9 protein-coding genes are annotated in these 11,242 nt (G+C 45.9%); all 9 read left to right on the forward strand.

Going from position 1 to position 11,242, the window contains the following annotated elements:
• Positions 1 to 32 precede the first annotated feature (32 nt).
• Entirely contained in the window at positions 33 to 2,429 is a 2,397-nt protein-coding gene (locus tag MK385_RS07635) for a primosomal protein N' (RefSeq protein ID WP_268725723.1), read from the forward strand.
• A gap of 12 nt (positions 2,430 to 2,441) precedes the next feature.
• On the forward strand, positions 2,442 to 3,377 hold the full coding sequence (gene fmt / locus MK385_RS07640) for a methionyl-tRNA formyltransferase (protein WP_268725724.1): 936 nt from the start codon (positions 2,442 to 2,444) through the stop codon (positions 3,375 to 3,377).
• Positions 3,370 to 4,683: a 16S rRNA (cytosine(967)-C(5))-methyltransferase RsmB gene (gene rsmB / locus MK385_RS07645; protein WP_268725725.1), complete on the forward strand. Its 1,314-nt coding sequence runs from the start codon at positions 3,370 to 3,372 to the stop codon at positions 4,681 to 4,683. The genes fmt and rsmB overlap by 8 nt, the downstream gene beginning before the upstream one ends.
• A 15-nt stretch (positions 4,684 to 4,698) precedes the next feature.
• Positions 4,699 to 5,439 carry a Stp1/IreP family PP2C-type Ser/Thr phosphatase gene (locus MK385_RS07650; RefSeq protein WP_268711512.1) on the forward strand — a complete coding sequence of 247 codons (741 nt, stop codon included), beginning with the start codon at positions 4,699 to 4,701 and terminating at the stop codon, positions 5,437 to 5,439.
• Positions 5,436 to 7,361 carry a Stk1 family PASTA domain-containing Ser/Thr kinase gene (gene pknB / locus MK385_RS07655; protein WP_268725726.1) on the forward strand — a complete coding sequence of 642 codons (1,926 nt, stop codon included), beginning with the start codon at positions 5,436 to 5,438 and terminating at the stop codon, positions 7,359 to 7,361. Before MK385_RS07650 ends, pknB begins: the two co-directional genes overlap by 4 nt.
• Before the next feature lie 87 nt (positions 7,362 to 7,448).
• Positions 7,449 to 8,207: a threonine/serine exporter family protein gene (locus tag MK385_RS07660; protein WP_000344542.1), complete on the forward strand. Its 759-nt coding sequence runs from the start codon at positions 7,449 to 7,451 to the stop codon at positions 8,205 to 8,207.
• Between the two features lies 1 nt (position 8,208).
• Positions 8,209 to 8,664, forward strand: coding sequence for a threonine/serine exporter family protein (locus MK385_RS07665; protein ID WP_044021233.1), 456 nt, complete (start codon positions 8,209 to 8,211; stop codon positions 8,662 to 8,664).
• Between the two features lie 118 nt (positions 8,665 to 8,782).
• Positions 8,783 to 9,955, forward strand: a complete 1,173-nt coding sequence (locus MK385_RS07670) for a hydroxymethylglutaryl-CoA synthase (protein WP_268725727.1) — start codon at positions 8,783 to 8,785, stop codon at positions 9,953 to 9,955.
• Positions 9,955 to 11,229, forward strand: a complete 1,275-nt coding sequence (locus tag MK385_RS07675) for a hydroxymethylglutaryl-CoA reductase, degradative (protein ID WP_084883510.1) — start codon at positions 9,955 to 9,957, stop codon at positions 11,227 to 11,229. Before MK385_RS07670 ends, MK385_RS07675 begins: the two co-directional genes overlap by 1 nt.
• The last annotated feature ends 13 nt before the right edge of the window (positions 11,230 to 11,242 follow it).

The following is an 11,242-nucleotide window of genomic DNA, read 5'->3' on the forward strand; positions in this document are numbered from 1 at the left end:
CAAGAATGTAGTGACAAGAAGGAGGTGAGAAAATGGCGATCGCAAAGATTATCGTGGATGTTCCCCTGATGCAGACGGACCAGCCCTATAGCTACAAGGTCCCTGAGGAATTTGTAGAGATGCTGGAAGTCGGTATGCGGGTCCATGTCCCCTTCGGTAAGGGCAATCGTTTGATCCAAGGAATTGTGTTGGGCTTGGAGTCCCAGTCGGATGAAGAAGTGGCAGATCAGGACTTGAAAGAGATTGCGGAGGTGCTAGACTTTTCTCCAGTCTTGACCCAAGAGCAACTCTGGCTGGCAGAGGAGTTACGCAAGTCAGTCTTTTCTTACAAAATCTCCATTTTAAAAGCCATGTTGCCGGGATTTTTAAACTCCAGTTATGATAAGATTCTCTATCCTTTAGAAGGCCTAAGCCAGGGAGACAAAGAGCGCTTGTTTGGTTCAGAAGATTCGCTAGCCTTTTCATCTCTAGATTTGGCCAAGCAGGCAGAAATGATGCGTTTGACGAGAAAAGGGCTGCTCCGCCTAGAATACCAGGCTGTCGATCAGAAGAAGGTCAAGACCCAGCCTTGGTATGAGGTTGATGCTACTCGACTAGAGCAGATTGAGATTTCTGCGCGTGCTAAGAAAAAGGCAGAGCTGAGAGACTATTTGCTTGCTCATCCTGAGAGTGCTCCTCTGGCTAGTTTGTTAGAATCTTATTCGCGGGAGCAAGTCAACTTCTTTGTGGATCAAGGGGCTCTAACCCTAGTACAAAAGGAAGTGCAACGTTCAGCTGCTTATTTCGAAGGCATTGAAGCCAGCCAACCTTTGGAATTGAATCCTGAACAAAGACAGGCACGTGATGCGGTTGTCAGTGCTATTGGCAGTCAGCAACCTCCTTTCCTTCTTCAAGGGATTACAGGAAGTGGGAAAACAGAGGTTTACTTACAGATCATCCAAGGGGCCTTGGACAAGGGTAAGACGGCTATTTTGCTGGTACCTGAGATTTCTCTGACGCCACAGATGACGGAGCGGTTCATTGCTCGTTTCGGAGAGAAAGTGGCCATTCTTCACTCAGGCCTGTCCAATGGTGAAAAGTACGATGAATGGCGCAAGGTTGAGCGTGGAGATGCCCAAGTTGTCGTTGGCGCTCGATCAGCTATCTTTGCTCCACTGAAAAATCTAGGTGTCATGATTATCGATGAAGAGCATGAAGCTAGCTACAAACAAGACAGCAATCCCCGATATCATGCTAGAGAGGCCGCCATTCTACGGGCTCAGTACAATCAAGCAGCCCTGGTCCTTGGTTCAGCAACACCGAGCTTAGAGAGCCGTGCGCGGGCTGGAAAAGGCGTCTATCAGCACTTACGTCTGACCCAACGGGCCAATCCTTTGGCCACTATTCCTGAGGTTCAAGTGATTGACTTTCGTGACTATATCGGGCAGAATGAGACATCAAACTTTACGCCTCCTTTGCTAGAGGCCATCCAAGACCGTTTGGATAAAAAAGAGCAGGTAGTCCTCATGCTCAACCGTCGGGGTTATTCTAGCTTTGTCATGTGTCGGGAGTGTGGGACGGTAGATAGTTGCCCCAACTGCGATATTTCTCTGACTCTCCACATGGATACCAAAACCATGAACTGCCATTACTGTGGTTTTTCGAAGGGGATTCCTCATATCTGTCCCAACTGTCAGAGTCGCAGTATTCGTTACTATGGGACGGGGACACAGAAAGCCTATGATGAACTGGCAGAACTCTTTCCTCAGGCCCGTATTCTGCGGATGGATGTGGATACGACCCGCAAGAAAGGCAGTCACCAAGCTCTTCTTGACCAGTTTGGCCAAGGTGAAGCAGATATCTTGCTGGGAACTCAGATGATTGCCAAGGGCTTGGATTTTCCAAATGTGACCCTAGTCGGAGTGCTCAATGCGGATACGGCCTTGAACTTGCCTGATTTCCGTTCTTCCGAGAGAACCTTCCAGCTCTTAACTCAGGTGGCTGGTCGTGCAGGTCGTGCGGAAAAAGCTGGGCAGGTCTTGATTCAGTCATACAATCCTGAGCACTATGCCATTCGTTTTGCCAAAGATCAGGACTACGAAGGCTTTTACGCTTATGAAATGAGTATCAGGCGCCAACTCGGCTATCCGCCATATTATTTCACTATTGGGATTACCCTCTCTCACAAGAAAGAAGAAGAGGTTGTCAAACGTGCCTATGAAGTCATGGGAATTTTGCAATCAGGTTTATCGGAAACTAGTAAAATCCTTGGACCGACACCAAAACCCATTGCCCGTACCCACAACCTGTATCATTACCAGATTTTGATCAAATACCGTTTAGAAGATGAGCTGGGCCCAACCCTCAACCAGGTCTTGGCCTTGACTCAAGAACGGGAAAATAGCGAGCTTCGTCTCAGCATTGACCACGAACCGCAGCAATTTTTATAAGAAGGAGAAGAAATGACAAAACTAATCTTTATGGGGACACCTGATTTTTCAGCGACAGTTTTGAAGGGGTTGTTATCAGATGACCGTTACGAGATCCTAGCTGTTGTGACCCAGCCTGACCGCGCTGTCGGCCGTAAAAAAGTGATCCAAGAAACCCCAGTCAAGCAGGCCGCCAAAGAAGCGGGTCTCCCTATCTACCAACCTGAAAAATTATCTGGGAGCCCAGAGCTGGAAGCTATTATGAATTTAGGAGCGGATGGGATTGTGACCGCTGCTTTTGGACAGTTTCTCCCAAGTAAACTCCTTGATAGCATGGATTTTGCGGTCAACGTTCACGCTTCCCTTCTTCCCAAACACCGTGGTGGCGCACCCATTCATTATGCCCTGATTCAAGGGGATGAGGAAGCTGGTGTGACCATTATGGAAATGGTTAAAGAAATGGATGCAGGAGATATGATTTCCCGCCGTAGTATTCCTATTACAGATGAGGACAATGTCGGTATCTTGTTTGAAAAATTAGCGATTGTTGGTCGCGATTTACTTTTGGATACGCTACCTGACTACCTAGCAGGAGAAATCCAACCTGAACCTCAAGATCCTAGTCAAGTTACTTTCTCGCCAAATATTAAGCCAGAAGAAGAGAAACTCGATTGGACTAAAACCAATCGCCAACTCTTCAACCAAATCCGCGGCATGAATCCTTGGCCTGTTGCCCATACTTTTCTCAAAGGCGACCGCTTTAAAATCTATGAAGCCCTACCAGTAGAAGGTCAGGGTTCTCCGGGTGAAATCCTCTCTATTGGTAAGAAAGAATTAATCGTTGCAACGGCTGAAGGTGCTCTGTCTCTCAAGCAAGTGCAGCCAGCTGGTAAGCCTAAGATGGACATTTCTTCCTTCCTCAACGGAGTTGGACGGACATTGACTGTAGGAGAACGATTTGGTGACTAAAGTAGAAACGGCTAGAAATCTAGCTCTAGCAGTATTAGAGGATGTTTTTGTCAACCAAGCATATTCGAATATCGCCTTAAATAAACACCTCAAGGGCAGTCATCTCTCTGCCCCAGACAAGGGGTTAGTGACAGAGATTGTCTACGGAACGGTAGCCCGCAAACTCACTTTGGAATGGTACCTGTCTCACTTTATCGAAGACCGAGATAAGCTAGATAACTGGCTCTATATCCTGCTCCTTCTGAGCGCCTACCAACTTCGGTATCTGGATAAAATTCCTAATCACGCTGTAGTCAATGAAGCGGTAGAGCTAGCCAAAGCCCGTAAAAAAGGCAGTGAAAAATTAGTCAACGCAGTCCTTCGTCGTATTTTGCGAGAAGGCTGGCCAGATGTTGACAGCATCAAACGCAAAAACAAGCGTGATTCCATTGCCTATTCTCTCCCAGTTTGGCTAGTATCTAAGCTCAAGAAAGAATACGGTAAAGAGCGAGCACAAGCCATTTTTGAAAGCCTCTTAATGCGCAACAAAGCTAGCATCCGAGTGACTGACTTGAGTCGAAAAGAGGAAATCAAAGCTTTGTTAGAGGCGACTGATTCTCCTTTGGCTTCCACTGGTCTGGTCAAGGAGCAGGGACACTTTGCGGGGCATGACTTATTTTCAGAGGGTGCTATTACCATCCAAGACGAGTCCAGTCAATTGGTTGCTCCCACTCTTGTTCTGCAAGGCCATGAGCAGGTCCTAGATGCCTGTGCAGCTCCGGGTGGGAAAACAGCCCATATGGCTTCTTACCTCACATCTGGTAAGGTGACGGCTTTGGATCTTTATGATCACAAGTTGGACTTGATCCAAGAAAACGCCCAACGTCTGGGTGTGGCAGATCGAGTGCAAACGCAAAAATTGGACGCCAGAAAAGTGCATGAGTTTTTTGAAAAAGACTCTTTTGATAAGATTTTAGTAGATGCCCCTTGTTCTGGGATCGGCCTCTTGCGCCGCAAACCAGATATCAAATACAATAAAGAAACGGCAGATTTCACGTCCCTACAGGAAATTCAGCTGGAAATATTAGGTAGTGTTTGTCAAACACTACGAAAAGGTGGTATAATAACGTATAGTACCTGTACTATTGTCTCTGAGGAGAACTTTCAAGTCGTTGAGGCGTTTTTAGAAAGTCATCCCGAGTTCGAGCAGGTTAAACTAGAACACGAATGCAAGGATATCCTGAAAGATGGCTGTATCCTGATTACTCCAGAATTGTATGGAAGTGATGGATTCTTCATTAGCCAATTTCGTAAGATATCAGATTAGGAAGGAACTGACACAATGGAAATAGCATTATTAACAGATGTTGGTCAGAAACGAACAAATAACCAAGACTATGTCAATCACTTTGTCAACCGAGCAGGACGCACTATGATCCTCTTGGCTGACGGGATGGGAGGGCACCGTGCAGGAAATATCGCTAGTGAGATGGCGGTCACAGACCTTGGTGTGGCTTGGGTGGATACCCAAATTGATTCAGTCAATGAAGTTCGTGAGTGGTTTGCCCACTACCTGGAGATTGAAAATCAAAAAATTCATCAACTAGGTCAGGACGAAGCCTACAGAGGCATGGGAACAACGCTAGAAGCTGTTGCTTTTATTGACAACCAAGCCATCTATGCTCACATTGGAGATTCTCGTATCGGTTTGATTCGTGGAGAAGAATACCACCAGTTGACGAGTGACCATTCCTTGGTCAACGAATTGCTCAAGGCTGGTCAATTGACTCCAGAGGAAGCAGAAACTCACCCTCAAAAGAATATCATCACCCAGTCTATCGGACAAAAAGATGAAATCCAGCCAGATTTTGGGATGATTACACTGGAGTCAGGAGATTATCTCTTGCTCAATAGTGATGGTTTGACCAATATGATTTCGGCAAGCGAGATTTATGATATCGTAACCAGTGATATTTCCCTAGCAGACAAGGCGGCAACCCTCATTCGCTTCGCTAACAATGCAGGAGGTTTAGACAACATTACGGTTGCCCTTGTTTACATGAACGAGGAGGCAGCAGAATGATCCAAATCGGCAAGATTTTTGCCGGGCGGTATCGGATTGTCAAGCAGATTGGTCGAGGAGGCATGGCAGATGTTTACTTGGCCAAGGATTTGATCCTAGACGGGGAAGAAGTGGCAGTGAAGGTCCTGAGGACCAACTACCAGACAGACCCGATTGCTGTGGCACGTTTCCAACGTGAAGCGAGAGCCATGGCGGATCTGGACCATCCTCATATCGTTCGGATAACAGATATTGGTGAGGAAGACGGTCAACAGTACCTGGCTATGGAATACGTAGCAGGCCTTGACCTCAAGCGTTATATCAAAGAACACTATCCTCTTTCAAACGAAGAAGCAGTTCGGATTATGGGACAAATCCTCTTGGCCATGCGCTTAGCCCATACTCGAGGAATTGTTCACCGGGATTTGAAACCTCAAAATATCCTCTTGACACCTGACGGCACAGCTAAGGTCACGGACTTTGGGATTGCTGTAGCCTTTGCGGAGACCAGTCTGACTCAGACAAACTCGATGCTGGGTTCCGTTCATTATTTGTCACCTGAACAAGCGCGTGGTTCTAAAGCGACTTTCCAGAGTGATATCTATGCAATGGGGATTATCTTCTATGAAATGCTGACGGGACATATCCCTTATGATGGGGATAGCGCGGTTACGATTGCCCTCCAGCATTTCCAGAAGCCACTTCCGTCCGTCATAGCTGAAAACCCATCTGTCCCTCAGGCTTTAGAAAATGTTGTCATCAAGGCGACTGCTAAGAAGCTGTCAGACCGTTATCAGTCTGTTTCAGAAATGTATGTGGACTTGTCAACTAGCTTGTCTTATAATCGTCGGAATGAACCGAAACTGGTCTTTGACGATGCGAGTAAGGCAGACACTAAGACTTTACCTAAAGTTCCACAAAGTACACTGACATCGATTCCTAAAGCTCCGGCGCAGGAAGAACGCCCTCAGCCAAAGAAACCAACTCAACCAATGGCAGAACCGGCTCCAGCGCCAAAGCCAGCTAAAAAACGGAAGTTTAAGGCTCGCTATATGATTCTTTTGGCCAGTCTTCTATTGGTTGCAGCCTCTTTGGTCTGGATTTTGTCAAGAACACCTGCAACGATTCCCATTCCTGATGTGGCTGGACAAACCGTTGCCGAGGCCAAAGAAGCACTCAAAAAATCTAAGTTTGAAGCTGGTGAAGAGAAATCAGAAGCTAGTGATACAGTAGCGGAAGGACGCGTTATTCGAACCGATCCCGAAGCTGGTAGTGGCCGAAAAGAAGGAACCAAGGTCAATTTGGTTGTCTCTTCTGGCAAGCAATCCTTCCAATTGGGCAATTATGTCGGACGCAAGTATACGGATGTTGTAGCTGAACTCAAGGAGAAAAAGGTACCAAAAAATCTAATCCAGATGGAAGAGGAAGTATCCAGCGAAAGCGAACCTGGAACCGTTCTCAGACAGACTCCTGCTTCGGGTTCGACCTATGATCTCTCAAAAGCCACTACTATCACCTTAACAGTTGCTAAGAAGGGCATGCCTAGTTACATCGGTTCAAGTCTCGAATTTACTAAGACTAATCTGACACAGATTGTTGGAGTAAAAGAGGCTAATATTGAGGTTGTCGAGGTTTCGACAGTTCCTGAAGGAACAGCAGAAGGAATAGCAGAAGGTACAGTTGTAGATCAAACACCAAAAGCTGGAGAAAAGGTTGACCTTACTTACACACGTATCAAAATTTCAGTTTATAAACCGAAAACACCGCCGTCAACTTCATCCTCTAACCCTACTCAACGTGGGAACCAAGGTTCTACAACAACACCAAATCAAGGGAACCAACAAGGGAACCAACAAGGAAATCAACAAGGAAATCAACAAGGGAATAATCTTCCACCGAATCAACCAAATAGTGAAGGAACCCGTGAAAGTTCTCGAAATTAAACGAATCTTTGTCATGAAATCATGACAAAGATTTTTTTTCACAAGATTTTGTGATAAAATATAGGAAGTAGAAAAAAGGAGGAGAAAATGGACGAATCGAGAGAGTTGAATGCCGTCATTGATGTGATTATGCTAGCAGGAACCATTCTCCTGAAAAGTGGCTCAGAGATTCATCGGGTTGAGGATACTATGATCCGTATTGCCCATTCGCAGGGAATAATGGATTGCAATGTTCTTGCCATGCCCGCAGCTATTTTCTTTTCTATTGAAAACACCAATATTTCTCGGATGAAACGGGTGACCTCATCCTCTTATAACATTGAAAAAGTTTGCGATGTCAACCAAGTATCACGGGAGCTTGTCGGAGGGCAGATTGATCTCTCGACAGCCTTTAAAAAGCTCAAAGAAATCGGCAATCAAGCCCTTCCTTATACTAAGTTCCAAGTGACCGTAGCAGCGACCCTCAGTGCCCCTTTCTTCTCGATTATGTTTGGGGGCAATGTTTATGACGCTTTTGGTGCGGCTATTGCAACCTTATTTGGATTTGCCTTCTCTCTCTACGTAGAGAAGTTTGTCCGCATTCCTTTTGTAACGGCCTTTGCGGGTGCCTTTGTTTTCGGATTGATCGCCCAGTTTTGGGCCCGCTATACAGGATTTCCTTCGACGGCAGACCTGATTATAGCAGGAGCGGTCATGCCCTTTGTTCCAGGGATTGCTCTGACAAATGCGGTACGGGATATCATGACCAACCATATCAACTCTGGTATGAGCAAGATGTTTGAATCTTTGCTCATTACCCTCGCTTTAGGGGCTGGCACCTCTGTCGCCCTGGTTTTGATGACATAAGATGACTCTAACAAGTATTTTGCTCCAAGCAGTGGCGAGTTTACTCGCCATTATCACCTTTCTAATCGTACTGAATGTTCAACGTTCCATGCTCCTACCTGGTGGTATTTTGGGAATGGGCGTTTGGCTCCTCTATCTCGTGCTCAAAGAACCAACCAATGTTATTGTCGCGACCTTTATCGCAGCAGTAATTGGCTCTTGCATCAGCCAGATTTTAAGTATTGTCTATAAGACACCAGCGGTGGTCTTTGTCTTGGCCATTCTTGCCCCCTTGGTGCCAGGTTATTTATCCTATCGAACGACAGCTTTCTTTGTGACAGGAGATTACAGCCATGCTATTGCCAGCGCGACTTTGGTGGTTATGTTAGCTCTTGTTATTTCTATTGGAATGGCAAGTGGAACGGTAATTCTAAAGCTTTATTACTACATCCGAAAACAACGAGGAATCTCTTCCTAATGCAGTAAAAGCAAAGACTTGATTTGTTGAATCAAGTCTTTTTTCTCTCTTTTGTTCCTATTTGTGATAAAATAGAATGAAACGATTTTTTACAATGAATGAAAAAACAGAGGTAAATATGACAATCGGTATTGATAAGATTGGTTTTGCGACCAGTCACTATGTCTTGAAATTACAAGACTTAGCAGAAGCGAGGGGAGTTGACCCCGAAAAATTTAGCAAGGGACTCTTGTTAAATGAAATTAGTATTGCGCCACTGACTGAGGACATTGTTACCTTGGCAGCTAGTGCAAGCAACTCTATTTTAACAGACAAAGAAAAAGAGGAAATCGATATGGTCATCGTGGCGACCGAGTCAGGGATTGACCAGAGTAAGGCAGCGGCAGTCTTTGTTCATGGCTTGTTAGGCATTCAGCCTTTCGCCCGTAGCTTTGAAATCAAAGAAGCCTGCTATGGAGCGACAGCTGCCCTTCATTATGCTAAATTGCATGTGGAAAATTCTCCAGAGTCTAAGGTTTTGGTCATTGCCAGTGATATTGCCAAGTATGGTGTGGGAACTCCAGGTGAGCCAACCCAGGGTGCTGGAAGTGTGGCGATGCTAATTACTCAAAATCCGCGCATCATGGCCTTTAACAATGATAACGTTGCTCAAACGCGAGACATCATGGATTTCTGGCGTCCGAACTACTCAAGCACTCCTTATGTAAACGGCATGTACTCGACCCAACAGTATCTTGATTGCCTGACAACGACTTGGGATGAATACAAGAAACGCTATGATTGGACTATGGATGACTTTGCGGCTATCTGCTTCCACTTGCCTTATCCTAAGTTGGCCCTAAAAGGTTTGCGCAAGATGATGGACAAAACTTTGTCTAAAGAAAAACAGGATAGTTTGCAAGAGAACTTTGACAAGTCCATTCTCTACAGTCAGATGATTGGGAATATCTATACAGGTTCCCTCTTCCTCGGGCTCCTCTCTCTATTGGAAAATGCAGAGACTTTGAAGGCTGGAGATAAAATTGCCCTCTACAGTTACGGAAGTGGAGCGGTTTCAGAGTTCTTTAGTGGTGAATTGGTCGAAGACTATGAGGCTTACCTTGATAAGGATCGCTTGAGCAAACTCAAACAACGTACAGCATTGTCTGTTGCAGACTATGAAAAAGTCTTCTTCGAAGAGGTGCAGTTGGATGAGTCTGGCTCAGCCCAATTTGCAGGCTATGAACATCAAGACTATGCCTTGGTTGAAATTATAGACCACCAACGCCGTTATAGCAAGGTTGAAAAATAATGAAGATAAGTTGGAATGGATTTTCTAAAAAATCATACCATGAGCGCCTTGAGTTGTTACAAGCTCAGGCGCTCCTTAGTCCTGAAAAGCAAACGAGTCTCGAGCAGGATGAACAAGTCAGCTTGGCAGTTGCAGACCAGCTGAGTGAGAATGTAGTGGGAACTTTTTCTCTGCCTTATTCCATCATTCCAGAGCTTTTGGTGAACGGTCAGGACTACACAGTTCCCTATGTGACAGAAGAACCGTCTGTGGTTGCTGCGGCCAGCTATGCCAGCAAAATCATCAAGCGGTCAGGTGGCTTTACTGCTCAAGTACATGAGCGCCAGATGATCGGTCAAGTAGCACTTTATCAAGTTGCTGATCCTGAACAAGCGCAAGAGAAGATTGCCAGCAAGAAAGCCGAGCTCTTAGAACTTGCCAATCAAGCCTATCCTTCTATCGTCAAACGTGGTGGCGGGGCGCGTGATTTACATGTAGAGCAGATCAAAGACGAAACAGACTTTCTCGTTGTTTATCTCCATGTCGATACTCAGGAAGCCATGGGAGCCAATATGCTCAACACCATGCTGGAAGCCTTGAAACCAGTCTTAGAAGAACTCAGTCAAGGACAGAGTCTTATGGGTATCCTGTCTAACTACGCGACCGATTCTCTGGTGACTGCAAGCTGTCGAATCGCCTTTCGCTACTTGAGTCCCCAAAGGGACCAAGGACGAGAAATTGCGGAGAAAATAGCCTTGGCTAGCCAGTTTGCGCAGGCTGATCCTTACCGAGCGGCTACCCATAATAAAGGGATTTTTAACGGTATTGATGCCATTTTAATCGCCACTGGTAATGACTGGCGTGCCATCGAAGCTGGGGCCCATGCCTTTGCCAGTCGAGATGGACACTATCAAGGTCTCAGTCGATGGAGTCTAGATAGGGACACAGAAGAATTGGTCGGTGAGATGACCCTGCCCATGCCGGTAGCGACAAAGGGTGGCTCTATCGGACTCAATCCTCGTGTAGCTCTCAGTCATGAACTACTGGGAAATCCTTCAGCTAAGGAATTGGCTCAGATTATCGTGTCCATCGGTCTTGCCCAAAACTTAGCGGCCCTCAAAGCCTTGGTCAGTACGGGCATCCAGCAAGGCCACATGAAATTACAGGCCAAATCCCTAGCTCTCCTAGCAGGTGCTAGTGAGTCTGAAGTTGCTCCACTGGTCGAGCACTTGATTGCAGAAAAAAACTTTAACTTAGAGACAGCCCAGCGCTATCTCGAAAACTTAAGAACATAAAAAACTCAGACGA

Source organism: Streptococcus oralis, from assembly GCF_026782125.1.
GTDB classification, from domain to species: domain Bacteria; phylum Bacillota; class Bacilli; order Lactobacillales; family Streptococcaceae; genus Streptococcus; species Streptococcus oralis_CE.

Coding starts and splice junctions, on each gene's coding strand:
- pknB (WP_268725726.1), top strand. CDS start 5,436: ATGATCCAAATCGGCAAGATTTTTGCCGGGCGGTATCGGATTGTCAAG.
- MK385_RS07675 (WP_084883510.1), top strand. CDS start 9,955: ATGAAGATAAGTTGGAATGGATTTTCTAAAAAATCATACCATGAGCGC.
- fmt (WP_268725724.1), top strand. CDS start 2,442: ATGACAAAACTAATCTTTATGGGGACACCTGATTTTTCAGCGACAGTT.
- MK385_RS07650 (WP_268711512.1), top strand. CDS start 4,699: ATGGAAATAGCATTATTAACAGATGTTGGTCAGAAACGAACAAATAAC.
- MK385_RS07670 (WP_268725727.1), top strand. CDS start 8,783: ATGACAATCGGTATTGATAAGATTGGTTTTGCGACCAGTCACTATGTC.
- MK385_RS07665 (WP_044021233.1), top strand. CDS start 8,209: ATGACTCTAACAAGTATTTTGCTCCAAGCAGTGGCGAGTTTACTCGCC.
- MK385_RS07660 (WP_000344542.1), top strand. CDS start 7,449: ATGGACGAATCGAGAGAGTTGAATGCCGTCATTGATGTGATTATGCTA.
- MK385_RS07635 (WP_268725723.1), top strand. CDS start 33: ATGGCGATCGCAAAGATTATCGTGGATGTTCCCCTGATGCAGACGGAC.